At 73.6% G+C, this 25721-nt stretch carries 19 protein-coding genes; 12 read left to right on the top strand and 7 right to left on the bottom strand.

The window, feature by feature from the left end:
- Positions 1-123 precede the first annotated feature (123 nt).
- Complete coding sequence (locus ACH4E8_RS16285; RefSeq protein WP_398448582.1) at positions 124-924, top strand: phosphotransferase; 801 nt, start codon at positions 124-126, stop codon at positions 922-924.
- A 1-nt stretch (position 925) separates the two neighbouring features.
- On the opposite strand, the gene ACH4E8_RS16280 is transcribed toward ACH4E8_RS16285, so the two are convergent.
- Entirely contained in the window at positions 926-1978 is a 1053-nt protein-coding gene (locus ACH4E8_RS16280) for a PucR family transcriptional regulator (RefSeq protein WP_398448580.1), read from the bottom strand.
- Positions 1979-2176: 198 nt separating this feature from the next.
- On the opposite strand from ACH4E8_RS16280, the gene ACH4E8_RS16275 reads away from it, so the two are divergent.
- The 5 genes from ACH4E8_RS16275 (at position 2177) to ACH4E8_RS16255 (ending at position 12366) form a co-directional block, all read left to right on the top strand.
- Positions 2177-2761 carry a hypothetical protein gene (locus tag ACH4E8_RS16275; RefSeq protein WP_398448578.1) on the top strand — a complete coding sequence of 195 codons (585 nt, stop codon included), beginning with the start codon at positions 2177-2179 and terminating at the stop codon, positions 2759-2761.
- 67 nt (positions 2762-2828) lie between these two features.
- Positions 2829-4805 carry an SPFH domain-containing protein gene (locus tag ACH4E8_RS16270; protein ID WP_398448576.1) on the top strand — a complete coding sequence of 659 codons (1977 nt, stop codon included), beginning with the start codon at positions 2829-2831 and terminating at the stop codon, positions 4803-4805.
- Between the two features lie 579 nt (positions 4806-5384).
- Positions 5385-10139, top strand: coding sequence for a DNA repair ATPase (locus ACH4E8_RS16265; RefSeq protein ID WP_398448574.1), 4755 nt, complete (start codon positions 5385-5387; stop codon positions 10137-10139).
- Between the two features lie 104 nt (positions 10140-10243).
- Complete coding sequence (locus tag ACH4E8_RS16260; RefSeq protein ID WP_398448572.1) at positions 10244-11305, top strand: erythromycin esterase family protein; 1062 nt, start codon at positions 10244-10246, stop codon at positions 11303-11305.
- Between the two features lie 155 nt (positions 11306-11460).
- Positions 11461-12366 (top strand): NAD(P)-dependent oxidoreductase, encoded by a 906-nt coding sequence (locus ACH4E8_RS16255; protein ID WP_398448571.1) that lies wholly within the window; start codon positions 11461-11463, stop codon positions 12364-12366.
- A gap of 282 nt (positions 12367-12648) precedes the next feature.
- Here the strand turns inward: ACH4E8_RS16255 and ACH4E8_RS16250 are convergent, their stop codons facing one another.
- Entirely contained in the window at positions 12649-14166 is a 1518-nt protein-coding gene (locus ACH4E8_RS16250; RefSeq protein WP_398448569.1) for an alpha/beta hydrolase, read from the bottom strand.
- Between the two features lie 215 nt (positions 14167-14381).
- Here ACH4E8_RS16250 and ACH4E8_RS16245 point away from each other — a divergent pair, with 215 nt between their 5' ends.
- The 3 genes from ACH4E8_RS16245 to ACH4E8_RS16235 all read left to right on the top strand — a co-directional run bounded on the left by ACH4E8_RS16245 (position 14382) and on the right by ACH4E8_RS16235 (position 16532).
- Positions 14382-14840 (top strand): MarR family winged helix-turn-helix transcriptional regulator, encoded by a 459-nt coding sequence (locus ACH4E8_RS16245; RefSeq protein ID WP_398448567.1) that lies wholly within the window; start codon positions 14382-14384, stop codon positions 14838-14840.
- Between the two features lie 273 nt (positions 14841-15113).
- On the top strand, positions 15114-16139 hold the full coding sequence (locus ACH4E8_RS16240) for a trypsin-like serine peptidase (RefSeq protein WP_398448565.1): 1026 nt from the start codon (positions 15114-15116) through the stop codon (positions 16137-16139).
- A gap of 48 nt (positions 16140-16187) precedes the next feature.
- Positions 16188-16532: a VOC family protein gene (locus ACH4E8_RS16235; protein ID WP_398448563.1), complete on the top strand. Its 345-nt coding sequence runs from the start codon at positions 16188-16190 to the stop codon at positions 16530-16532.
- Between the two features lie 133 nt (positions 16533-16665).
- Here ACH4E8_RS16235 and ACH4E8_RS16230 read toward each other — a convergent pair whose 3' ends face one another.
- Both ACH4E8_RS16230 and ACH4E8_RS16225 read right to left on the bottom strand, forming a co-directional pair.
- On the bottom strand, positions 16666-17286 hold the full coding sequence (locus ACH4E8_RS16230; protein WP_398448561.1) for a hypothetical protein: 621 nt from the start codon (positions 17284-17286) through the stop codon (positions 16666-16668).
- Between the two features lie 131 nt (positions 17287-17417).
- On the bottom strand, positions 17418-20453 hold the full coding sequence (locus ACH4E8_RS16225) for a hypothetical protein (protein ID WP_398448560.1): 3036 nt from the start codon (positions 20451-20453) through the stop codon (positions 17418-17420).
- A gap of 224 nt (positions 20454-20677) precedes the next feature.
- On the opposite strand from ACH4E8_RS16225, the gene ACH4E8_RS16220 reads away from it, so the two are divergent.
- A complete protein-coding gene (locus ACH4E8_RS16220) occupies positions 20678-20860 on the top strand; it encodes a hypothetical protein (protein WP_398448558.1) in 183 nt (60 codons plus the stop codon).
- A 43-nt stretch (positions 20861-20903) separates the two neighbouring features.
- On the opposite strand, the gene ACH4E8_RS16215 is transcribed toward ACH4E8_RS16220, so the two are convergent.
- Entirely contained in the window at positions 20904-21716 is an 813-nt protein-coding gene (locus ACH4E8_RS16215) for a Clp protease N-terminal domain-containing protein (protein ID WP_398448556.1), read from the bottom strand.
- A gap of 235 nt (positions 21717-21951) precedes the next feature.
- Between ACH4E8_RS16215 and ACH4E8_RS16210 the strand changes: the two genes are divergently transcribed.
- Positions 21952-23043, top strand: a complete 1092-nt coding sequence (locus tag ACH4E8_RS16210; RefSeq protein ID WP_398448554.1) for a magnesium and cobalt transport protein CorA — start codon at positions 21952-21954, stop codon at positions 23041-23043.
- A gap of 51 nt (positions 23044-23094) precedes the next feature.
- Here the strand turns inward: ACH4E8_RS16210 and ACH4E8_RS16205 are convergent, their stop codons facing one another.
- Both ACH4E8_RS16205 and ACH4E8_RS16200 read right to left on the bottom strand, forming a co-directional pair.
- The gene (locus ACH4E8_RS16205; protein WP_398448552.1) at positions 23095-23310 is read right to left on the bottom strand and encodes a hypothetical protein; all 216 of its coding nucleotides are present in this window, start codon (positions 23308-23310) and stop codon (positions 23095-23097) included.
- Between the two features lie 67 nt (positions 23311-23377).
- Positions 23378-24598 (bottom strand): MFS transporter, encoded by a 1221-nt coding sequence (locus ACH4E8_RS16200; protein WP_398448550.1) that lies wholly within the window; start codon positions 24596-24598, stop codon positions 23378-23380.
- A 67-nt stretch (positions 24599-24665) separates the two neighbouring features.
- On the opposite strand from ACH4E8_RS16200, the gene ACH4E8_RS16195 reads away from it, so the two are divergent.
- Positions 24666-25055 (top strand): MerR family transcriptional regulator, encoded by a 390-nt coding sequence (locus ACH4E8_RS16195; protein ID WP_398448549.1) that lies wholly within the window; start codon positions 24666-24668, stop codon positions 25053-25055.
- Positions 25056-25721: the final 666 nt, after the last annotated feature.

The following is a 25721-nucleotide window of genomic DNA, read 5'->3' as shown; positions in this document are numbered from 1 at the left end:
GCCGTTCGCAACCGAGCAACAGGCGCACGATCTGCGTACCGCTCGACGGACAATGGAGCGGAAGGCGCACGGGCTCCGGCGCCGCCCGTGGGGGTGCCGGGGTCGACACGAGAGGAAGAGCGCATGCCTGAGCGCGTCGGGTGGGAAGGGCTTCCCGCCGGCTTAAGGGAGCAGGTCGAGGAGCGCACGGGGCGCGTGGTGGAGGCGACCACCGTCGACGAAGGGCGCTCCGGCAGCGAAGGACGCTCCGACGGCGAAGGGCTCGGCGGCTCCCTCGCGACGGTCGTCCGCACCGAGCGGCAGGGCCGGCTCTTCCTCAAAGGCGTACGGAACGACGGCGACGGCGCGGGCGGCGGCGGGCGGGCCGCGGCGCTGGCGTACGAGCAGGCCGTCAACCGGGCCGTCGCCGGGGTGGGTCCGAGCGTGCGGCACGCCGTGCGGGGCTCGGGATGGCTGGTGCTGGCGTTCATCCACGTCGACGGGCGGCACGCCGACTTCCGGCCGGGTACGCACGACCTGGCCGCGGTGGACTCCGTGGTCAAGCGCATGGCCCGGTTGAAGGCGCCGCGCGGGGTCCGCGTACCGGCGTTCGCGGAGCGGTACGCGGACCGGCTCGCGCCCCGGGACGCCGAACTGCTGGCCGGAGAAACGCTGCTGCACACCGACGTGCGGCCGCGGAACGTGCTCATCGGGCACGCCGGCGGGCACGCGTACGTCGTCGACTGGGCGCGGGCCGCGACCGGGCCCGCCTGGGTGGACCCGGCGCGGACCGCGGTGGCGCTGATGGCGGCGGGGCAGCCCGTGGACGACGCGCTCGGCTGGCTCGCCACCTTCCCGGCCTGGCGCCGGGCGGATCCGGCGGCGGTGCGCGCCTTCGTTTCCGCCGCCGACGACGACCACCACCGGTGTTTGTTGGAGGGGTAGTTCACAGCTCCTGTTCCGGCCAGTCCAACAGCCGGGCGCCGATCACCGCGGTCTGGAGGGTGTAGCGGTGCACCGGGTCGCTCGGGTCCGCGCCGGTCAGTTTGCGGATCCGGTCCAGGCGGTACGTCATGGCCCGCACGCTCAGCGACAGCCGGCGCGCCGCCTCCGCCGAGACGCAGCCGGTGTCGAAGTACGCGGTGAGCGTGTCCAGCAGCGGACGGGCGCCGCCGCGGGCCGCCTTCAGCGGGCCGAGCACCGAGCGGACGAGGTCCGCCATCGCCTGCCGGTCACGGGTGAGCACGGGATAGACCAGCAGGTCCGCGGCGAGCAGCACGGGGTCGTCGAGGTCCATGCGGGCCGCCAGCTCCAGGGCGTTCAGGGCCTCCTCGTACGAGTGGACGACGCCGCCGGCGCCGGGGTGGGCGCGGCCGATGGCGACCTGGCCGCCGTCCATCGCCGCGTACGCCTGCTTGGCGAAGAACCGCAGCACCTCGCCCCGGTCGCCGGGGGCGATGCAGATCACCCGGCCGTCCTTGGTGGTGAGCAGGATGTGACGGTCCCCGAACCGGGTCAACAGCGACGTCTCGATGCCGCGGGTCACGGGGTAGCCGTCGTCGTACGGCTCGGCGCCCTGCGCCACGGCGACCGCGTGCGACTGGGAGAGCAGCAGGCCGAAGCGTTCGGCCCGCTCCGCGACCCGGCCGAGGTCGCTGCGGCCGTACAGCAGGTCGTCGATGAACTCGCGGCGGGCCGCCTCCTGCTGGCGCACGGCGAGGCGCTGGGCCCGCTCGTGGCCCTCGGCGAGGGCGTCGACGGCCTCCTCGACGGTGGCGAGGAGGTCGGCTGCGGCGGCCCGGGGCAGTTCGGGGACGACGGTGCGGGCGAGCGCGAGTTGGGCGCGGACCACGGCGCGCAGCCCGAGGCCGGCCTCCGCTGCGCGTTCGCCCCGGTCCCGCAGCAGGGCGCGTTCGTCGCGGCTCAGCCGGCGCCCGGTCGCGCAGGCGTCGGCCAGGATTCCGGTGTATCCGTCGAGGTGCTCTTCCGGCAGTTGCATGATCGTTTCCCCCGCTCTGTGCCCATCCGGCATTAAGAAAGCGTAAAGACTGCCGGTGACCGGCAATGCAGGCGGGGGGCGCACCGGGGCAAGATGGATCTCGTTGGCCGGGTACGGGAAGCGGCCCGGGAGCCGACGCGGAGACCGCGGGAGGGCCGGCCGGGAAACCGGCGGGCGAGGGACGAAGGGGGAGACGACATGGATGCGTTCGTGGCAGCGGCCGTCGGGTTCCCCACGCTCTTCCTGACCGCCGCCCTCGTCGTCGTCATCGGCTTCTGGCTGCTGGTGCTGGCCGGCGCACTCGAACACGACGGCTTCGACGTCGACATCGACGCGCACGCGCTGCACCTCGGCGGGGAGCCGGTCGCCGTCTCGGGCTCCCTGCTGATCGCCGTCGCCTGGTTCCTGAGCCTGACGAGCGGCGTGCTGCTCTTCGACGCCGACGAGGGCGGCACGGACGCCGTCCTGCCGCTCGGGTTCGCCGCCCTCGGCTGGTCCCTGGTCGGCGCGTGGGCGCTGGTGCGGCTGCTCGTACGGCCGCTGGCGAAGCTCTTCCCCGACGAACCCGGGCCGTCCCGACAGGACTTCATCGGGCTGACCTGCACCATCCGCACGGGACGGGTGGACGGGGACTTCGGCCAGGCGGAAGTCACCGCGCGGGACGGCTCCACGGCGCTCGTCCAGGTCCGGCAGACCGACGCGTACGCGCTCGTGAGCGGCAGCACCGGGCTGCTGTACGCGTACGACGAGGCCGGCGAGTTCTTCTGGGTCGCGCCCTACTGAGGCTTCCCTCCTGCGGGGAGCCGCCGTGCCCCGCCTCCTTCTGAATTCACACGTGAGGTACCCCAACATGGACGCCATCACCCTGGGCGTCGGCGTGCTGATCGCCGTCGTCCTCGTCATCGCCGTCGTCGTCGTGCTCGTCGTCAGCCGGCTCTTCCGCAAGGTCGAGCAGGGCAAGGCGCTCATCGTCTCCAAGATGCGGACCGTCAACGTCACCTTCACCGGGCAGGTCGTGCTGCCCGTGCTGCACAAGGCCGAGGTCATGGACATCTCGGTGAAGACCATCGACATCTCCCGCACCGGCCGGGACGGACTGATCTGCCGGGACAACATCCGCGCCGACATCCGCATCTCGTTCTTCGTCCGGGTCAACAAGACCGTCGAGGACGTGGTGAAGGTCGCCCAGGCCATCGGCACCGCCCGGGCCAGCGACCAGGGCACCCTCCAGGACCTCTTCAACGCGAAGTTCTCCGAGGCGCTGAAGACCGTCGGCAAGCAGCTCGACTTCACCGACCTGTACACCAAGCGGGACGAGTTCCGGGACCGGATCATCCAGGTCATCGGCACCGATCTGAACGGCTACAGCCTGGAGGACGCGGCGATCGACTACCTGGAGCAGACGCCGCTCGCCCAACTCGACAAGGACAACATCCTCGACGCGCAGGGCATCCGCAAGATCACCGAGCTGACGGCCGTGGAGCACGTGCGCACCAACGAGTTCCAGCGGCACGAGGAGAAGGAGATCACCCGCCAGAACGTCGACGCGCGGGAAGCGATCCTGGAGCTGGAGCGGCGGCAGGCCGACGCCGAGATCAAGCAGCGCCGCGAGATCGAGACCGTGCGGGCCCGGGAGGAGGCCGAGACGGCGAAGGTCGTCGAGGAGGAGCGGATGCGGGCGCAGGCCGCGTTCCTCAAGACCGAGGAAGTGCTCGGCGTACAGCGGGAGAACCAGGCCCGGGAGGTCGCCGTCGCCGCGAAGAACCGCGAGCGGGTGATCGCGATCGAGAGCGAGCGGATCGAGAAGGACCGGCTCCTCGAAGTCATCGCCCGGGACCGGGAGACCGAACTGACCCGGATCTCCGCGGAGAAGGAGGTCGAGGCCGAGCGCCGCGAGATCGCCGAGGTGATCCGGGAGCGCGTCGCGGTGGACCGCACGGTGGCCGAGCAGGAGGAGTCCATCAAGCGGCTGCGCGCGGTCGAGGAGGCCGAGCGGGAGCGGCAGGCCGTGGTCATCGCGGCGGAGGCCGAGGCGCAGGAGCGGCTGGTCAAGGACATCAAGGCGGCGGAGGCGGCGGAGCAGGCCGCGGTGCACCGCGCCGCGGAGGAGATGACGCTCGCCGAGGCCCGCACCAAGGCGGCGGACCTCGACGCCCGCGCCAAGATCCGCCTCGCGGAGGGCGTGCGCGCCGAAGCGGCGGCGGCCGGGCTCGCGGCGGTCGCCGTCCGCGAGAAGGAGGCCGACGCGATCGAGAAGGCGGGCCGCGCGGAGGCCGCGGCGCTCGCGGAGCGCCTGAAGGCGGAGGCGACCGGCATCACCGAGAAGGCCGCGGCGATGGCCGCGCTGGACGAGGCGTCCCGGGCGCACGAGGAGTACCGGCTCCGGCTGGAGGCCGAGAAGGACGTCCGCATCGCGGGCCTCGAAGTGCAGCGGGAGATCGCGCAGGCGCAGGCGCAGGTGCTGGCGGCGGGCCTGGAGAACGCGGACATCGACATCGTCGGCGGCGAGTCCGTCTTCCTCGACCGGCTGGTCGGAGCGGTGTCGCTGGGCAAGGGCGTGGACGCCTTCGTCGACGGCTCCGCGACGGCGCGGACGCTGGCCGAGCCCTGGCTCGACGGCTCGCGCTCCTTCGCGCAGGACGCGACGTCCGTCCTCGGCTCGGTCTCCACGTCCGACGTCCAGAACCTGACGGTCTCCGCGCTCCTGACGAAGCTGATGCGGTCGGGTGGCGCGGCGGGTGTGGAGGCGCAGCTGGGCGAACTCCTGAACGCTGCGCGCACCAACGCGAACCCGAACACCAACGGCAACGGCAACGGTTCGGGGTGACCCGTCCATCGACTCCGTCGCTGCCGCGCGGGGGGCGGCAGCGGCGGGCACTTGGCGGGGCGCGCCCGCGGCGTGCCCCGCCGGGTCTCTGGGCCCCGGGACGTACCCGCGGTTCCCCTGCGGGAGCGTTGGTCTCCACGGCCGGGAGGCGGGCTTGTCGCGCAACCCGCGCCCCTAAGGCCCACCCGCCGTTGCCCGTGCGGGAGCGTCGCCTCCCGCGGCCCGGCGGCGGGCTTGTCGCGCAGTTCCCCGCGCCCCTGTTGTGCTCCCTCCGTCGGGCACCTGCGGGTTGTGCATGGGTTCCCCCACGCCCGTAGGGCGTAGGCAATCAGGGGCGCGGGGAACTGCGCGACAAGCCACCCACCGGCCCGCGGATACCAACGTGCATCACGCCCTATGGCGCGGAGGTTCAGGGGCGCGAGGAACTGCGCGAACAACCCACCACCGGCCCGCGGAGACCAACGCTCCCGCAGGGAAACGGCGGGATGGTCACGAACGCGAGGGCCCGACGCCGGGCCGCACGCAGCGCACGCGAACCCGCACAAACACACCGCACCGGAGTGCGAGACAGGAGGGGTCATGGGGAGCAACACCGGGCACACGGAGGACGCCGGGAACTACGACGTGCTGCGCGCACGGCTACAGCGCGCCGCAGGCGAGCTACAGCAGCGCGCAGACGCGCTCAACGACAAGCGCACCGAAGCGTTCGGCGCCGCCCGGCTCCAGCTCGCGCGGACCGTGCAGCTCCGTGCCGGCGCCCCCGCCACCCCCCGTGACGCCGTCGCCGTCGGGGGCGCGCTGCTCGTCGGGTGGGACCCGATCGCCGCGCTGTCGCCGGAGAGCCGCGTGGGGGACGTGTTCGCGCTGTACGACCGGGAGTTGCGGCCGCTGCCCGAGGACGCCGTGCCGGGCCTGCTCGACGACCCCGCGTTCCAGGCGGAGTTCGCCGCGCTGTGCCGGTACTTCCGCGGCGCCCGCCTGGAGCAACTGCGCGTCACGGGCGAGAAGCTGCTCGCCGTGTTCCGGACCGGCGAGAAGGACGTGCGGGTGCTGCGCTGGTCGCTGACGCCCCGCGCGTTCCTGGACGCGCGCGGCGAACGCGACCTCGCCGGTGCGCCGCCCGCGCAGGACGTGACGTGGACGGAGACCAGCCGGGACGACCACGTGCCCGGCCGCCATCCGCACGTGCGCGTCACGGACGGGGTGTACGTCGCCGTCACCGGCGGCGCGCTGACCGTGAAGGCGGTCGACGACACGGACTCGCCGGACGGCGTGCACGCCGAGCCCGTGGAGGACCCCTCGCAGGCCCTCGCGGACGCGGAGGTCGCGTGGGCGCGCGTGGGCACGCTGGTGCTGCTGCGGGTGCGCCCGTACAACGAGGACGTCGTGCGCCACCTCGTCGTCGACACCCTCACCTCCTCCGTGGTGCGCGTCGACGGCGTCGGGGAGTCCTGCCGCCGCCTCCCCGACGACCAGGGCGTGGTGTTCCCCGGCGGCTACTGCCTGACCGACGGCACGGTCCGCACGTTCGAGCCCGCGGACGCCAAGAGCACGCACGGGCCGATGGAGTTCGAGCGCACGGTGCAGTCGCCGGGCGGCGAGAACGTGCTGTACGTGTTCCGCGGCGACGGCCGGCGCCGGCTGCTGCCGTACGACACCGTCCGCGAGGCCGTCGCGGCGCCGCTGACCTGCGACGCGTACGCCCTCTTCGACGACGGGTCGCTGCTCGCCCTGCACGGCGCCGACGAGCCGTCCCGGGTCCACCAGGTGCGGCTGTGGGAGAGCCCGTACGTCGCCGAGACGCATCCGCTGCCCGCCGTCGACGGCCCGCTCGCCCGCATCGGCAACGCGGACCTGGTGCGGGGCGTCGCGGACGCGTTCGCGCTGGCGCGCCGTGCCGCCGCCGTCGGGGACGACGGGGACGTCAAAGGGGCGCCCACGGTCGAGCTGTACGAGGCGCTGGTCGCGGACTGCGAGCGGACCGCGGACCGCTACCCGTGGCTGGGCGACGTCGAGGCGGGCGATCTGCGCACCCCGCTGGTCGAGCTGCGCGGGACCGCGGCACGGGCGCTGGAGGAGTTCGCGACCGTGCGGGAGCTGACCCGGTCGGCCGCGGAGGCGCTCGCCGACGCCGCGGCGACCGTGGCGCGCCTGGTGCGCCGCATCCGCGGCGAGGCGCCGGCGTCCGCCGAGGAGTGGATCGCGCGGATCGCCGAACTGCGGGCGGCCCGCGGTCGGTTGGTGACGCTGAAGGAGATGCGGTACGCGGACGCCGCGGCGATCGACGCGCTCGCCGGGGACGTCGAGGCGGACACCGCGTCCGCCGCGCGCCGGGCGGTGGCGTTCCTCCAGCGGGAGGAGGCGTTCGCCGGCTATGCCGAGGAGGTCGCGGCGCTCGCGGACCGGGCCGCCGCGCTGACGACCGCGGCCGAGGCGGCCGAGGTCGTGGCCCGGCTGGACGAACGTGCGGCGGGGCTGCGCACGTTGACGGAGGTCGTGACGGGCCTTGAGGTCGCGGACGCGACCGTGCGCACCGGCATCCTGGAGCGCGTCGCCGGCGTCGTCGGCGCGGTGAACCGGGCCCGGGCCACGCTGGTGAACCGCCGTCGGGAGCTGGCCGAGCAGGAGGGCCGGGCCGAGTTCACCGCCGAGTTCGCCCTGCTGGCGCAGTCGGTGACGGGTGCGCTGGCCGCCGCGGCGACGCCCGAGGAGTGCGACGCGCAGCTCACCCGGCTGCTGCTGCACCTGGAGGACTTGGAGTCCCGGTTCGCCGACCACGACGGCTTCCTCGCACAGATCGCCGAGCAGCGCTCGGAGGTGTACGAGGCGTTCTCGGCCCGCCGCCAGGCGCTCCAGGACGAGCGGGCGCGGCGCGCGGAGCGGCTGGCGCAGTCCGCCGAGCGGGCGGTGGAGACGGTCGCGCGGCGGGCCGCGGCGCTGCCGGACGCGGACGCCGTGCACACGTACTTCGGCTCCGACCCGATGGTGGCCCGCATCCGGCGCACCGCGGACGAGTTGCGGGCGCTCGGGGACGCGGTGCGCGCGGAGGAGTTGGCGGGGCGGCTGAAGGCGGCCCGGCAAGAGGCGGGGCGGGCGCTGCGGGACCGCCGGGAGCTGTTCGCGGACGGCGGGGACACGATCCGGCTGGGTCGGCACCGCTTCGCGGTGACCGCGCAGGAGCCGGAGCTGACCCTCGTGCCGCGCGGCGACGACATGGCGTTCGCGCTGACCGGCACGGACTTCCGGGCGCCGGTGGAGGGCGCGGAGTTCGCGGCGGCCCGACCGTATTGGACCCGGTCACTGCCGTCGGAGTCGCCGGAGGTGTACCGGGCCGAGCACTTGGCGGCGCGGCTGCTACCGGCCGCCGTGGCGGGCGGGGACCCGGGTGAACTGGTGGCGCGGGCGGTGGCCGACGCGTACGACGAGGGCTACGAGCGCGGGGTGCACGACCACGACGCTCAGGCGCTGCTGCGGGCCGTGGCGGGGCTGTGGCACACGGCCGGGCTGCTGCGCTTCCCGGGCCGGGAGCGGGCCCGGGCGCAGCTCTTTTGGGCCGGGCTCGCCGACGCGGCCGTACGGGAGCGGTGGGCGCGGCAGGCGCGGTCGCTGGTCGCGGCGCGGGAGCGGTTCGGCCCGTCGTCGGCGCTGGCCGCGCTGCACGCCGAACTCGCGGACGCGGTGGGCTCGTCGGTCGCCGCGGAGTACCTGGTGGAGGAGTTGGCGACGGGCGAGTCCTTCGCAACGGGCGGCGCGGCGCGGGAGTTGCTGGCCGGCTTCCACGAGGCGGTGGACGACTCGTACGACGTACGGGACGTGCCGGACGCCCTGGACGTGGCGGAGGCGCGGCGGCTGGTGGAGGGCTGGCTCGGCGCGTACGCGACGGACGCCGGGCCGGACGTGGTCGCGGAGGCGGTGGCGCTGGAGCTGTGCCCGAAGCTGGCGCGGTACGACGTGGCGGGGGCGCAGTCGGTGACGGTGACCGGGCTGCTCGGCGACCACCCCCGGGTGCGGCAGGGCGCCTTGACGACGCGCCTGGACGAGTTCCTGACCCGCACCGCCGACTTCGCCGCCCGGGAGGTGCCGGGCTTCAGGGCGTACCAGAAGCTGCGCACCGCGCTGGTGGCTGCGGAGCGGGAGCGGCTGCGGCTGGCCGAGCACCGGCCGCGGGTGATGAGTGCGTTCGTCCGCAACCGGCTGGTGGACGAGGTGTACCTGCCGCTGGTCGGCGACAGCCTGGCCCGGCAGATCGGCGCGGCCGGCGACGCCAAGCGCACCGACAGCGGCGGGCTGCTGCTCCTGCTGTCACCGCCGGGCTACGGCAAGACGACGCTGGTGGAGTACGTCGCGCAGCGGCTCGGGCTGCTGCTGGTGAAGGTCGACGGGCCGGCGCTGGGCCGGGACACGGTCTCGCTCGACCCGGCGCAGGCGCCGAACGCCGCGGCGCGCGCCGAGTTGGCGAAGGTGGAGTTCGCGTTGGCGGCGGGGAACAACGTGCTGCTGTACCTGGACGACATCCAGCACACCTCGCCGGAGCTGTTGCAGCGCTTCATCCCGCTGTGCGACGCGAGCCGCCGGCTGGGCGGCCGGGACCTGCGGGGCAAGCGGTTCGCGGTGTGCATGGCGGGCAATCCGTACACCGAGTCCGGGGAGCGCTTCCGGCTGCCGGACATGTTGGCGAACCGGGCGGACGTGTGGGACCTGAGCGACGTGCTGACGGGGCGCGAGGAGGCGTTCGAGCTGAGCTTCGTCGAGAACGCGCTGACCTCGCACCCGCTGCTGGCGCCGCTCGCCGGGCGGGAGCGCAGCGACGTGGAGCTGCTGGTGCGGCTGGCGGCGGGCGATGCGACGGCGGACCGCGGCGCGCTGGTGCACCCTTACGAGCCGGGCGAGTTGACGCAGGTCGTGGACGTGTTGCGGCACGTGCTGGCGGCGCGGCGCACGGTCCTCGCGGTGAACGCGGCGTACATCGCTTCGGCGGGCGTTTCGGAGGCGGCCCGCACCGAGCCGCCGTTCCGGCTCCAGGGTTCGTACCGGGACATGAACCGGATCGTGCAGCGGCTGAGTCCGGCGATGAACGAGGCGGAGCTCGCGGCCGTGGTCACCGACCACTACACGGCGGAGGCGCGGGCGCTGCCGGGCGACACCGAGGCGAACTTGTTGAAGCTGGCGGAGCTGCGGGGCGCGTTGGACGGGCCGGGCGAGGCGCGCTGGACGGCGGTGAAGGAGGCGTACGGGCGGGCGAGGGCGCGGGAGCGGGACCCGTTCGGGGAGTTGGCGGAGCGGATCGCGGCGGTGGAGGCGGCGATCGTACGGGCGACGCAGCGGCCTTCGTGAACGGAGCTTGACCTGAAGCTTGGTTGATGTTTGAGGCTCTTGGTGCGGCGTCGGCCGCAGCCGGGCGCGGCCCGGCACCGCTCGCGCACCCCGAGGAGTCCGCCGTGTCCGATCGCCAGACCGCCCCACTCGTGCCGTACGCGCGGGACGTCGTCCAGTGGATCGAGGGCCGGGCCCATCGCCTGGCCACGTACGACCCGTTGGCGCCGCTGGCCGACCTCCGCCCGTTGGTGCCGCTGGTCGGCGACGCCCAGGTGGTGGCGCTCGGCGTCGCCTCCCGGCAGACGCACGAACTGTCCGCGCTCGTGCACCGGTCCATCCGGCTGCTCGTCGAGGAAGCGGGGTTCCGCGCCGTCACGCTGGAGGGGGACGACCCGGCGCGGATCGGGCTCGACGCGTACGTCGGCACCGGCGCGGGCGACCCGCGGGAGTTGTTGGCGGGGGCCCGGCCGTTCTGGCGGACGGGGGAAGTGCTCGGCCTCGTCGAGTGGATGCGCTCGTACAACGTGCGGCACCCCGACGACCCGGTCCGGTTCACCGCGACCGTGCCCGGCACGGAGCCGTCCCCGCCGGCGGACGGCATGGCCGGGATCGAACGGGACCTGGCGCAGCACGTGATCCGTTGGCACGAGCAGCCCGGAAGCCCCGGGGCCCCCGGGAAACTCGGGAAGCCCGGGACCCCCGGGACCCCCGGGAACAAGGACGTCAAGGTCGTCTACTGGGGCGGGCTCGTGCACACCGCGAACCGCGCGCCGCGGACGCCCGCGCCGACCTCGCCACCGCCGACCCACCTGAGCGCGGGCGGCCATCTGCGCCGTCACTACGGGCCCGGTTACGTCTCCATCGGCCTCACCTTCCACCACGGCACCGCCGCCGCCCCCGACCCCGCGGCCGGCACCGCCCCCGTCCCCGCGCCGCCGGCGGACTTCGCCGAGGCGGTCCTGGGCGGCGCGCAGCCCGCCGCGTACCTGCTGGACCTACGGGGCGACGCGCCCGCGCCGGTGTCGAGTTGGCTCGACGCCGCCACCAGGACGCGGTTCGTCGGCCCCGGCTTCACCGCCGCCGACCACGCCGAACACCACATCGCCGACGGAGCGCTACGGGACTGGTTCGACGCGGTCGTCCACGTCCGGGAGGTCACCCCGAACCGGCCCCTCACCGGCTGACGCGGGCGGGCGCGGAAGGCGGCCCTCGCTAGATAGAACGCTCACTCTAGTGCGTGCTACAGTCGCGTCAGCGCTCTAGATAGAGCGCTCGTTCTAGAGCTTGTTCTAGGGCTGTCACGGGCGTCGGAGTTCCGACGCCGGAGATGAGGAGACCCATGTCCGCCAACGCCGCCACCGCTTCGCCCCGTCGCCCTGTCACCGTCATCGGGCTCGGCCCCATGGGCCAGGCCATGGTCCGCGTCTTCCTCGCCCAGGGCCACGAGGTGACCGTCTGGAACAGGACCCCGTCCCGCGCCGAACCCCTCGTCGAGCAGGGCGCCGTACTCGCCACGAGCGTCACGGACGCGCTGCGCGCCAACGAACTGGTGGTGCTGAGCCTGACCGACTACGACGCGATGTACGCGATCCTTGAGCCGGCCGCCGACGCACTCGCCGGCCGGATCGTCGTCAACTTGAGCTCCGACACCCCCGAGAAGGCCCGCGAGGGCGCCCGCTGGATCGCCGGCCACGGCGCGACGATGCTCACCGGCGGGGTCGCCAGCCCGCCTTACGGCATCGGCGACACCGAGAACATGAACACCTTCTACAGCGGGCCGAGCGCCGCCTTCGAGCGGCACCGGGACACCCTGGGCGTGCTCACCCGCACCGACTACCTGGGCGAAGAGCCCGGCCTCGCCGCGCTGATGTACCAGCTCGGCATGGGCATGTTCTGGACGTCGATGCTCAGCATGCTCCAGTCCGTCGCGCTCGCGAACGCCAGCGGCCTCAAGGCCGCCGACGTCCTCGACCACGCCACGTCCACCTTCGGCAGCCTGGGGACCTTCACCTCCTTCTACGCGGAGCGGATCGACGCCGGAAACCACGAGGGGGACGTGGACCGGCTGGCCATGGGCGTCGCCAGCGCCGAACACGTGCTGCACACGATGGCCGACGCCGGCGTGGACACCACCCTGCCGGCGACCGTCGTGGAGGTCTTCCGGCGCGGCATGGACGCCGGCCACGCGGCGGACAGCTTCTCCAGCCTGCTGGAGGTCCTGAAGGCGGACCGCACCGCCGCGTGACCCGTGCCCGGCAGGCCGGCCGTGACCGTGGCCGCCGGCCTGCGTCGCCGAGTGGCCGCCGCGGGACCGCCGCCCGCCCGCGCGGCGCGACCGCCTCGCCGCGAGCCGCGAGCCCCGTGACCGCGAGCCCGGCCGTGACCGTGGCCGCCACCCGGCCGCCCTGCGCCGCCGAGTGACCGCGCCACCGCATACCTCGCCGCATGACCGTCCCGCCGCATGACCGTCCCGCCGCGCGAGCGGGCAGTCAGCCAGCCGTGGCAACCACCCAGTGCGCAGGGGCGGTCAGCCCGGGCAGGAGACGTCCCGCTCGGGCCGCTTCCCCGTCTTCAGGAACTCGGTCACCGTACGGTCGCCGCAGGCGTTCCCCGTCCCCAGGTACGCCCTGTGCCCACCGCTCTCGACGGTGACCATCCGGGCCCGGTCCCCCAGCACCCGACGCAACTCCAGCGCGCCGAAGTGCGGCGTCGCGGGGTCGCGGCGGTTCTGGATCATCAGGATGTTGGAGGGCCCGTCCGACGTTATTCGGGTGGGCTCCTCCCGCTGGTCGTTCTTCCAGAAGGCGCACGGAGTGATGTTCTGCGGCAGGCCGCCGGTGAGCGGATAGCGCGCCCGGTCGGCGGTCACGGCCCGCTGGTAACCGGCCAACGACGTCGGCCAGTTCGACACGTCGTTGCAGACGACGCCGATCGACACGGCGACGTCGGCGTCCGGCAGCGGCTGCGTCTGGACCGGGTCCAGCGTCGGCACGCCGGCCGGGTCGTGCGCCGCCTTGATCAGCTTCGCGAGGCCGGGGAACCGCGCGTCGTCGTAGAGCGCGTCCAGCACCGACTGGCGCAGACCGTTTCCGGTGAGCTTGAGCTTCGGATCGACCGTCGGCTTCGGCTGCCGGTCCAGCCGCGCCATCAGGTCGATGACCAGCTTCCGCACCTCCCCGGGGCTCTCGCCGAGCCGCAGCTCGGCCCCGCGCGCCGGGTCCGACGCCCAAGCGGCGAAGTCGGGGAACCGGTCCTCCACGGCACGGGCCTGATTCGCCAGCCAGCCGCGCGCCACCTTCCGGTGGTCGGGGTCACCGTTGCTGTCGAACACCACGCGATCGCTGCGGTGCGGGAACTTCTGCCCGTACACCGCCGTGACGTACACCCCGTACGAGCTGGACCAGAACGACAGCTTGCGCTCGCCGAGCGCCTGCCGCAGCCGTTCGATGTCGCGCGCCTCGTTCGCGCTGCTCAAACTGCGCAGCAACGCACCGCCGTTGCGCGCGCACAGCTCGGCCGTGCGCCGGGACCGCTCCACGCTCTCCCCGATGGAGCCGTCCGCGCCGGGCCAGAAGCGCACGGTCGTCATATAGCGGTCCTCGACGGGGAGCCCGCACCCGGTCTTGGTGCTGCCACCGACCCCGCGCGGATCGAGACTCACCAGGTCGTACGCGTCCCCCAACTGCTGACGTAAGGCCGCGGCCTGCTCCGTCAGCCGCTGCACCCCGGAGGAGCCCGGCCCGCCGGGGACGATCAAGAGCGTGCCGCGTCGCTCGCCCGGGTCTTCGCTGCGCACCCGGGACACGGCGACGGACACCTTCGGGCCGCCCGGATCGCGGTAGTCCAACGGCACTTCCAACGAGGCGCACTCCTGCGTCGCCGGACCGCCGGGCTTGGTGCACGCCTTCCAATCGAGGGCGGGCGCGGACGCCCCGGCGGGCGCGCGGGGCGTGTTCGCACCGGCGACCCCGGTGGCACCGGTGAGGGTCGTGACGCCGGTGACGAAGGACAGGGTCAGAGCTGCTGCCTTGTAGTGATTGACCATGTTCCAAGAGTGATCGACCGCACCGCCCCGGCCCATCCGGCGACCCGGTGTTCATCAAGGGGGGCTACCCCCACCCCGGTCAACGCCCAACACCCCACGCCGGAGTGATCAGCAACACACTTGATCTCAACCGCAGTTGAGGTTCTACGGTGCGGGAAGGACCCGCCAAAACGGCGGGCGGGATCAGCGCAGGGGATGCAGGAGAGGTGGGGCTGATGGAGTACTCGCACGAGGACGCGGACCTGGTCAACCAGCCGGCCGGGTACTGGACGTGGGCGGCGAACAAGACGCTGCTGGCGTACGCCAGGGGCCGGCTCGCGGCGATCGGGGTCACCCAGCCGCAGTGGTGGGTGCTCAACCAGGTGCTGCACGGCGAGGACGGCGCCGCCCGGGCCGACGTGATCGCCGCCCAGCAGGCCAACCTCGACGTCGGCGCCGGCGGCCTCGCCCCCGACATCGACCTCCTGGTGGAGCGGAAGCTCCTCCTCCAGGACGCGGACGCCCGCCTCCGCATCACCGACGAGGGCCGCGCACTGCACCGGCACGCCGCCGAGACCCAACGCGCCAACCGGGAGCGGGTGCACGCGGGCATCTCCGACGAGGAGTACCTGATCACGCTGAAGGTGCTCCAGCGGATGATCCACAACGCGGGCGGGAACGTGCCACGGCCCTGACCGCCAACCGCCAACCGCCAACCGGCACCCGGCACCCGGCACCCGGCACCCGGCATCCAACGACCGTCAACAGGCGCGCCGGTCCGGGGCGGCCCGGGGCAATCCGAGGCCGTCCGATCTCGTTCCGACCGCGGTTGCGTCACGCGTGTGCGCGAATCCGCACACGCGTGTCACGGGACGTCGACAGACCCGACTGAGCAGGCGAAATTCCTCCTCCCGCGGCACAGACTGGCAATCCGCCCGCCACCCCCGCCAGTCGAGGAGACAGCCGCCATGACCGAGACTTCGCCTTCTGCGCCCCGACGTCTTCGCGGGCGCGCCACGGGCCTCGTCGTGGCCGGTACGGCCCTGGTCCTCGCCGCCCCGGTGCCGGCGATGGCCCTCACCGCCCAAGCGGACGCCACCGCCACCGCCACCGCGGCGAACCCCGTCTCCGTCCTCACGTACTCCGCCAAGGAGCGCCGCGAAGCCCTCGCCTACTGGACGCCCGCCCGCATCAAGGCCGTCGGCAAGTCCGTCGACCTCGGCCCGACCGGCCCGGTGGCGAAGCCGTGGCAGGGCACCGAGCTGAAGTCCGTGGGCCGGCTCTTCTTCGTCAACGCGAGGGGCGCCGACACCTGGTGCACGGCCACGGCCGTCACGAGCGCCAACAAGTCCGCCGTCATGACCGCCGCGCACTGCGTGCGCCGGGGCGCCTCCCCCGTCAACACCAACACCACGATGGTGTTCGTCCCCGGCTACGCGAAGGGCAAGTCGCCGTACGGCGCGTTCGCGGTCAACACCGTCGCGACGCCGCGCACCTGGGAGGAGGATTCCGTCAACGACGTCGCCGCGCTCACCGTCGACGTCAACAAGGACGGCCGCAAGCTCACCGACGCCGTGGGCGGCCTGCCCGTCTCCTTCGACCGCCCCGTCGGCGGCACCGTCACCTCCTTCGGCTACTCCGCCACCCGCCCGCAACGCGGCGAGCAGCTCCTCCAGTGCACCGGCCGGACGAAGAAGGAGCACGGCACCCAGTTCATCCCCTGCGACATGACCGGCGGCTCCAGCGGCGGCCCGTGGCTGGCCGACTTCGACGCCGCCACCGGCAAGGGCGTCCTCGTCTCCGTCAACGGATCGTTGGACTCCATGACCCCGACCAAGATGTACGGGGAGGTGCTCGGCGCCACCGCCAAGAAGGTGTACGACCGTGCGGCCCGGAGCTCGCCCAAGGACGTCATCAAGGACCGGCCCCAAACCGGCGTGAAGCGCGACATGTGGGAGCGTTTGATCGGCTCGTGGTGGTCAAAGCTGGTGTGACCGTCCGACGCCACACCGTCGGCACTTCGACCGCACCTGGAGGACGGCATGTCCCTCGACCTCTTCGCCGGCATCCCCGTCACCGACTTCACCACGGCGCTGTCCTGGTACGAAGGGCTCATCGGCACCCAGCCGTCGTTCCTGCCGAACGACGACGAAGCGGTGTGGGAGCTGGCCGAACACCGCTACGTCTACATCGTCAAGGACCCCGAACGGGCCGGGAACGCCCTGGTCCTGTCGTTCGTCACCGACCTCGACGCCCGGGTCGCCGCAGCCGCCGCCCGGGGCGTCGCACCCGCGCGGCGCGAGACGTACGAAGGCGGCGTGACCAAGGTCGTCTACCGGGACCCCGACGGCAACGAGATCAGCCTCGGCGGCACCCCCACGAGCTGACGCCACCGCCAACGGACTGCGGGCCCGCCCCCCTGCGGAGGGGGCGGGCCCGCCCGTACGGGTGCCCAACGGTGCGGCGGGGCCCCTGGCCCGCGCTCACGGCCGCGGACCGCCCACGGCCCTCACGCGACCATCACGCGGAGAGGTCGGCGGCGCAGGGACACTCCCGGTACTCCAGCCCGAGCTCCCGGTCGACGGGGACGCTGGTACGGGTCGCGGCCGCGGTGACCGCGGGCCAGGAGCCGTACTTGGCGTGGAGCTGGTCCGCGGTCGGGCCCAGCGGATTGCCGTACTTGGCGATGTTCCGCTCCTCCAGCCGGCGGACCTCCTCCGGGCTCATGCCGGCGCGGGTGATCTCCTTCGCGTCGTTGCGGAGTTGCACCATGCGACGGGCGATCTCCTCCTCCGACGCCCCCGCGGCCCGCATCCCGCACTCCTCGCGGTCCATGTCCATCAGCAGCCCGTGGTACATCATCCGGATGACGCGGGACTCCTCGCGCTGCTCCGGGGTCTGCTCCCGGATCTGGCACACCACCGGCTCCGGGCTGGTGCACGGCCCCGCGCTCGGCGGCTCCTGCGACACCGGCCCGACGACCACGGACCCGCAGGCCCCGGTGGACGGCGCACAGACGGCGGCCCCGGCGGTGCCGGCGCCGGAGAACAAGACGGCCTGCCCGACGAGGACGGCGGAGACCACGGAGACGGCGGCGGTGCGGACGGGGCGACGGAGGAAACGGACGCGCATGATCGACATGCCCGCATCCTGGGCCCGCGCGCCCTGCGCAGCCGCCCGGAACGCGGGGGATTCCCCCGTCCGGATGACGCCCCGCCGCGCCGCCCCGCATCGCGGAACCCGTCGACCGTGGGCGGGCGTTCGAAAGGGTGTCACCGCGAGACGTCGTCGACTCCGGCACGCGGCACGGCGATCGACCCGTCAAGCCGTAGGCCGTACGTCGTAAGTCCCTGCAACTCTGGCTCTTCGACGCCCAGATCCAGCAGTACGCGGGTGGCCGCGCCGCTGCCCGCCACCGCGCGGCTGCGCACGTCGGCGAACCGGCGGTGGGAAGCCAGGTGGTGGACCAGTGCCTCGTCCGCGTGCTTGTCGCCGGCGGCGGCCCGGTCCGTGAGTTCGGCGATGCGGCCCTTGCGGACGAGGAGGTCGGCGAGGATGCGGGCCTCGCGCTTGCCGAGCCGGCGGTCCAGGGAGGTCAGCAGGTCCAGGAGGTCGTCGACGCGGTCGTGCTCGTGCAGGAGGTCGACGAGGCCGAGGTGGGCGTACTCCCGGCGGAGCGCCACCGTGCCGCACCACACCTCGGCGGCGCCCGCGAAGTCGCCGCGCTCCGCCAGCAACTCGCTGACCCGGCGACAGGCCGGGAGCTCCCCCCGTTCGGCCCGCCGCATCACCTCGTCGATCCGGCCTTGCTCAAGCAGTCGACGTGCGACGGCTTCCTGGGCCCGGGTGTCACCGCGGTCGGCGCGGGCGGCGACGTCGTCCCACCGTCCGAGGTCCATCAGCATGTCGGTGACGACGGCGTTGATGTCGTCGTTGCCTTCGTGGTCGCGCTCCCAGGCGTTCACGACGTCCACGGCCTGCGCCAACCGGTCCGTCTCCCGTAGGAGATGCAGCGCAGACCAGGGCCCGTCGTCTGATTCCGCGTCCCACCGCGCACAGATCACGACCGCCCGGTCCACGACGGCCGGATCGTGCTCGCCCTCGGTGGCCCAGGTGTCGATCATCCGGCTCCGCGCCGCACGGGAGCCGGCCGTCGCCAGGGACTCCAGCTCCTCCAACCGGTCGAAGGTGCGGAGGAATTCGACGAGGTCGAACTCCGTCAGTCCGTCGGTGGACGAGCGGGCCACGTCGCGGCGGAGCAACTGCTCCGCCTCCGCGGTGTCCTCGGGCGCCCCCGTCTTCAGCAGCAGGTCGAAGAGCGTGCGCCGGACCGGAGGGCTGGTCGGGGCGTGGCGGCGCAGGAGTTCGAGGGCGTCGGCGCCACGGCCGGCCTCGGCCAGCAACTCGGCGGCGCGGACGGCGGACTTCCCGTCCCCCTTCTCGGCCAGGCCCGTCCACTGCTCCACGGCGTCGCCGTGCCGGCCGATCGCAGCCAGCTCCCGGGCGAGGGCGCGGGCCGCCTCGTCGTGGGCGGGCGCGTACCGCGCGAGCTGGGCCAGCCGCTGATCGTCGTCGGAGATGCTCCGCACCCAGGTGACCAGGAGCTGCACCGCCTCGTCGTGCCCCCGCTCCGCCAGGGACGTGACCAGCCGCCACGCCTCGGCCGACCGCCCGCGGGCAACCAGCAGCTTGGCCCGCGGCAGTACGCCTTCGGTGCCGGCGGCCAGATAGAGCTCCTCGGCGAGTTCGTACAGCAGCCGCCACTGGGCGCTCCACCCGATCCGCACCAGGACGCGCGGGTCGTCCGTGGTCGTCAGGAACGTGCGCCAGGTGCGTTCGGGCACGGCTTCGAAGAGCCGTTGGGACCGTCCGAGGTGGAGGAGGTAGTCGGCGACGGCGTAGCCGACGACGCTGCCCGGCTCGTCGCCGGCGCACGGCGAGAGCGCGCTCGTCGTGCCTGCCGTGCCGTTCGCTCGGGCCGTGCCCTCCACAGGGCGGGTGGCGTAGCCGATGGCCCGTTCCCACCAGCCGTCGTCCGCCCGTGCCCATTGGGCTGAGGTCAGGTATCCGGGAGCGGCTGCCCGCAGGAACGCGGAGGGCGTGACCTCGGGGCCGCCCAGCCGGCGGGCGTCGACGGCGGCGGTGAGCACGGCGCGTCCGTACGGGTCGCCCGTGCGCCAGCACCGCTCCAGGGCCGGTGCGCCCGCGAGGGTCTGGACGATGCCGAAGTTCGAGATCCAGTACGCGGCCGAGAGGCGCGGGTCCCTCCAGCCGACGTCTTGGGTGCGTTCCCGTTCGGACGCGCTGAACTCGTCGGGCACCACGACGGTCGTCGCCAGGTCCAGCACCTCGCGGACGGCGGCAACGGAGGCGGATGCGTGGCGGTCGTACTGCTCGGGCCACAGCGTGCCGATGACCACCGTCGGGCGCTGCGGATCGCACAGCTCGACGAGGGCCGCCGCCAGCGGGGCGGGGGCGTCGGCTAAGGGGGCGTCGGCTAAGGGGGCGTCGAGCAGCCGGTCGACGCCGTCGAGCCAGAGGATCAGCGGGGCCGGGTCCGGGGGCGTCCCGCCCCGTTCCGCCAGGGCGGCCACTTCGGCGGCGTCCTTCGGTCGCACCAGCCACCGGCCGGGCAGTTCGGCGCGCACCGCTTCGTACGCCGAGCGCGTCTTGCCGGTCGACGGGTTGCCGATGAGGAGCAGTACGCCGCCGCCCGATGTCGCCATGGTGCGCAGCGCCGAACGCAGTTCTCGGTCGTGGTCGCGGACGACGTAGCCGGGGAGGTCGTCTCCGCCCGGTGCCGTGACGGACGGCTTGACGCCGAGCAGCCGCGGGTGCCAGTCCTCGACGCGACGGGCGCCGGGGACGGACGGGGTTACGGAGGGGGTCACCGACGCGAGTGCGGCCGGGAGTGCGGCGCCGGTGGCACCCGCGCCGGCGAGGGCCGTCTCCAGGGCCGCCCGCCCCTGGGCCCGTACGACGCCGTCGCTGACGACGCCCGCCCGCCGCGCGGCCTCCGCGGCGTGCGCCTGCCGCCAGCCCTGCTCCGCCAGCCGCTCCTCGACGCCGGGCGTCGCCGCTCCGAGCGCCCGTGCGGTGTCGAGCAGTTCGCGGACGACGACCAGGAAGGTGTCCACGTCCTGCGGGAAGCGCTCACCGCGCAGCCAGACGCCCACGGTCGTCTGCGACACCCGCGCCCGCCGGGCGAGGTGCCGATCGGACGGCCGGCCCGAGAGCTGTTGCCGCCTCAGGACGCCCAACGCCTTCATGCGGGCGAGGAAGCCGTCCTCGCCGTCGCCGTCCACCACGCCGTACCCCCCGAGCGCCGTCCAACTGCCCCGTCCAGCCCGTCCACCGCGGGGTGGACGCATCGAAGCGTACGGCCGTGACGAGCGGCGACGGGGTGGGTGTGTCCAAGCCGAGACGGAAGGTGGCTGGACACCGGCCCGAACGCCGATCGTCGAGTTGCGCGCAGCAGTCGGGTGCGCCCTCCCGACGGTCGGGAGCTGGACCAAGAGCCGGAGGAACCGCTGTGAACCAGTTGGAGTTGCTGTCGCTGCTGACCGCGCTGTCGGTGGCGCTCAACATCGCTTTCGGGGCGGGGTGGGTCGCCCAGCGAGCCGGTGGCGGGCTGTACAACGCGACGTTGGTCGGGGGCGGCGCCGCGGGCACCGTCCTGGTCATCTTCTTCGCCGGCGTGTCCGCGTTCCGTTGACCCGCCGCGACCGCCCGGGCCGGCGACCGGGGGCCGACTCTCCCTAGAGCGCCCCCGGCCGCGGCCCGTAGCGGAAGCGGCGGCCCATCAAGTTGCGCGGGGGCGGGGTGTGCGCGGACAGGAGGTGGCGTACGACCCGGGGCGACACGTCCAGTTCGGCGAGGGCCACGCACGCGCGGGACGAGGGGTCCGCGAGGAGGACCGCGAGCAGGTGGTGGGTGGCGGCGGTCACCGGGGTGCCCTCCGGGGTGGTCTCCACGGCGTGCATCTCCGCCGCCGCGACCGCGGTCCTGGCGGGCGCCGAGTAGCCCTGGAGCACCGTCTTCCGGGGCCTGGGGTCGGCCGTGCGCAGCCATGCCGTACGCACCCGTTCGCGCGTCACGCCCAGTGCGTTCAGCACCGCGGCCGCGGTGCCGTCGACCCTCAGCAGGCCCTCCAGCAGGTGATCGGTGTCCACGTCGGGGCCGCGGCCCTCGACCGTCGCCCGGTGCGCCGCGACCAGGGCGGACGTCAGCTCCGCGCTCCGGGTCACGCCGGGCGCGGGGTCCTGGAGGAAGACCTCGCCGCGGCCGTACTCGTGGCGCGCCTGCTGCTCGGTGAGGCCGAGGCGTTCGCCGATCTCCGCCCAGGGGTGGTCGGCGTGGACGGCGTCCTGCACCGCCTTGTGGAAGGCCGCCTCCATCTGCACGGTCAGGTCCCACGTGGTGCTGATGACGACGTCGAGCCGGTCGAGGGCGTCCAGCCCGGCGATGAGCTCTCCGTCTGCGTCGTCGCCGCCCAACGCCTCGTCGATCCAGTTCCCCGGGTGCTCGTCGGCGTCGAAGGGGTCCGGGAGGTCCGGGTCGCTGCTGTCCACGGCGTCACCGTAAGGTCGTGGGCCGGCGCCGCCAAGGCACCAGGAGCGACCGATCCGTTCGGGACGGGACGATCCTGGCCGGGGCGGGTCGGCGCGGGAAGGCGCGGCGTCACCGGGCGCCGTGCCGCGCACGCCGGTCGCGTGCCGCGTACACCGGGCCCGACCTGGGCACAACTCCCCCACCAGTCGGCCGTCAGTGGGAGACTGGCACGTCCCGAAGGAGCCCACCGTGCCGATGATCCGGACGCTTCGGCGCGCGATGCGCCGTGCGCACCGCCGCCGTCCCGTCGACCTCTCCCACCCCGCGCGCTCGCCGCTCGGCAGCGCCGTGGTGAACTGCGTCGTGTACGCGGACGGGGTGCGCCAGCGGTGCGACGGCGACGCCCGCGAGGCGCTGCGGCAGGTCCGCAAGAAGGGCCGCGGCTTCGTGTGGATCGGGCTGCACGAGCCGACCGAGTTGGAGTTCGCGGTGTTCACCGAGGTGTTCGGGCTGCATCCGCTCGCCGTCGAGGACGCCGTCCACGCCCATCAGCGCCCCAAGGTCGAGCGGTACGGGGACACCCTGTTCGCGGTCCTCAAGCCCTGTGTGTACGTGGCGCACGCCGAACTCACCGCGACCAGCGAGGTCGTGGACACCGGCGAGTTGATGGTCTTCGCCGGACCGGACTTCGTGATCACCGTCCGGCACGGGCGGCACGGCTCGCTCGGGCCGCTGCGCGAGTCCCTGGAGGAGCACCCCGCGCAGCTCGCCAAGGGGCCGGCCGCGGTGCTGCACGCCATCGCCGACCAGGTCGTGGACGACTACCTGGCCGTGGTGGACGCCGTCCAGGACGACGTGGACGCGGTCGAGAACGCCGTCTTCAGCGCGTCCGCCGGGCGCGCCGACGCGGGCCGGATCTACCAGCTCAAGCGGGAACTCCTGGAGCTGAAGCGGGCGTCGGGCCCGCTGGAGCGCCCGCTGCTCGCGCTCGCCACCGCGCAGCCGCCCGCCGCGCCGGTCAGCGCCGCGATGCAGCCGTACTTCCGGGACGTCGTCGACCACCTGGCGCGGGTGGGTGAGCAGATCTCCGCGTACGACGGGCTGTTGGACTCCATCCTCCAGGCGCACCTGGCGCAGGTGACCGTCGCCCAGAACGAGGACATGCGCAAGATCACGGCGTGGGCGGCGATCATCGCCGTGCCCACGATGGTCTGCGGCGTCTACGGGATGAACTTCGACCACATGCCGGAGCTGCGGTGGACGTACGGGTATCCGCTGGTGCTCGGCGTCATGGCGACGGCGTGCTTCGTGATCCACCGGGCCTTCCGCCGCAACGGCTGGCTGTAGCCGCACGCCGTCGCGCCCTCGCGCTAAAGCGTCCCGCGCTCCGCCGTCGCGCTATATCACCGTGACGAACAGGCTCAGCGAGACGACGGCCGCCCCGCACCCGTACAGCGCCAGCGTCAGCGAACGCGCCTCGTCGGACGGGTCCGTACGGCCCGCGGTCGACAGCCGGAGCGCGGCGACTCCCAGCAGCAGCAGCGCCACGACGGTGAGCGCGGCGACGGTCATGCCGGCGCCCGCCTGCACCGCGGCGATCAAGGATTCCCTCACCCGGCGAACGTCTCACGGCCCGTCGGGGCCCGCATGCCGGCTTAGTCCGTACCGGTGGGGCCGTCCCTCAGGCGCGGGGGAAGCCGTGCGCACGGGCCGCGCCGACGACCGCCAGCACCGGCACCAGCAGTACGGCCACGCTCCACGGCAGCGCGGCGGTGCCGGCCCGTGCGAGCAGGACGCCGCCGAGCACGCCGCCCGCGGCCATCGCCGCGTTCCACAACGTCACCAGCAGTGCCTGCGCCGCGTCCCCCGCGTCGCCGGCCGCGTCCGCCGCCGCCGTCTGGAGCAGCGTCGGCACCCCGCCCCAGCCCAGGCCCCACAGCACCGCCGCCGCGTACACCAGCGGCGGACTGTCGCCGACGACGGCGAGCACCGCCGCGGCCACCGCGACGAGCAGGGTGCTCGCGAGGGTCAGGGTGCGCAACCGGCCGTGGACGTATGCGCCGACGGCCCACAGCGACACCAGCGACGCCCCGCCGAACACCAGCAGCACCGGGCCCGTCGCGCCGCCCATGCCCAGCCGCTCCAGGTAGGCGGCGACGTACGCGTACAGGGCGGTGTGCGCGAGGACGAAGACGGCGGTGACGGCGAGGACGGCGGCGACGCCGGGGACGCGCAGCACCGCGAACATCGGGGCCCGGCCCTCGGCGCTCTCGCGTCCTGCGGCCGGGGTTCCCGGAACGTCCGGTACGGCCGCGGCCAGCCACCCCAGCAGGCCCACGGTCACCGCCGTCACGCCCCAGAACGCGGCCCGCCACCCGACCGCCTCCCCCAGGAACGTCCCCGCCGGCACGCCCAGCGAGAGGGCCACCGGGATGCCGGCCATGGCGACGGCGACCGCCCGGCCCTGGAGGTGGGCGGGGGCGATGCGGCGGGCGTAGCCGGCGAGCAGCGCCCAGGCGAGCCCGGCCGCCACGCCGGCTGCGAAGCGGGCGACCATCGTCAGCGGGTAGCTGGTGGACACGGCGGTGACGGTGTTGGCGACGGCGAAGCCGGCCATGGCCGCGGCGAGCAGCCGCTTGCGGGACAGGGCGGCGGTGGCCGCGGTGAGGGGGACGGCGGTGAGCGCGGTGCCCGCGGCGTACGCCGTCACGGTCTGGCCGACGGCCGCCTCCCCGACGCCCAGGTCGGCGCTCATGCCGGGCAGCAGCCCGGCGGGCAGGGTCTCGGTGAGGCTGGTGACGAACACGGCGGTGGCGAGCGCCAACAGGGCGCCGAGTGGGAGTCGTTGACCGCCGGCGTACGAGCTCTGCGGGGCGGTCTCGGACCTCTGCTGACTCTTCATGCCGGCTAGGGTCAAACCTTCACACTGATGTGAAGGTCAACATCGGCATTCAAAGGGACGGACCACCATGCGGATCGGAGAGCTGTCGCAACGCACCGGCACCGCAAGCCGACTGCTGCGCTACTACGAGGAACAGGGCCTGATCGTCGCGGAGCGCTGCGCCAACGGCTACCGCTCGTACGACGAGGCGACCGTCGACCGCGTCGTCCAGATCCGCGGTCTGCTCGACGCCGGACTGCCGACCCGGATCATCAAGCAGATCCTGCCCTGTCTGAACAAGCCCCGGGTCATCCACTTCGAGGACGCGACCCCGGAGATGCTGTCCACCCTGGAGCGCGAGCGGGACAGCATGACGCGTCGCATCAACTGCCTTGTACGGAACAGGAATGCGGTCGACGAGTACCTCAGCGCGGTGCGGGGGAACCGGCGTACGCAGGGGGCTCCGCGGGGCGGTTGACGGGACGATGGCACCCCTGTCCGGCAGTGATGCGCCTGTGGGTGAACGATCAGACAAACGTCTCATTTATCAGTCCAAGTGATAGTGCTACCTGTGTCCTGGCTTGCGCCCATAACGTGCTGATGTGGCCCGATGGGAGCAGTTGAGCGCACTGGTGGCCGCGACGGTCATCCTGAGTGCGCAAGGGGTGGGTGTGGCCGTCGCTACGGGTGGGGATCCGGGGGGAGGTGGGGGGCGTGAGCGTGAGTCCGTAACGGGGGGCGAGGTGTCCACGGCGCCGCGGAAGCAGTCGTTCCGGCCGGCGTCTTCGGTGTCGCCGTCTGCGTCGCCTTCTGCGTTGCCTGCTGCGTCAACAGCCGTACGGTCAGAGGCCGTACGGTCCGACGTCGTAGGGTCCGACGTCGTACGGCCGTACTCGGTGGATCGGCCGTGGCCGGTGCCGTCGTTCCACGTGTCCGTCGACGCGCGCGTGGACGTGCCGGGCGTCGTGTGCGTCTCGGCCGGGGTCTCCGCGTCCGGGCCGCGTCCGGTGCAGGTGTCCGTGAAGGTGTCGGTGCACGTGCTGCACGGGTGCCCGACGAAGCCGCCGAAGCCCACGCCGTCCCCGACGCCGACGCCGTCGCCCACACCGACTCCCAGCCCGACGCCGACGCCTAGTCCTACGCC

Source organism: Streptomyces sp. NPDC017979 (assembly GCF_044328175.1).
GTDB lineage: Bacteria > Actinomycetota > Actinomycetes > Streptomycetales > Streptomycetaceae > Streptomyces.
The sequence above is the reverse complement of the archived record's forward strand: the minus strand, read 5'-3'. Positions and strand labels throughout refer to the sequence as shown.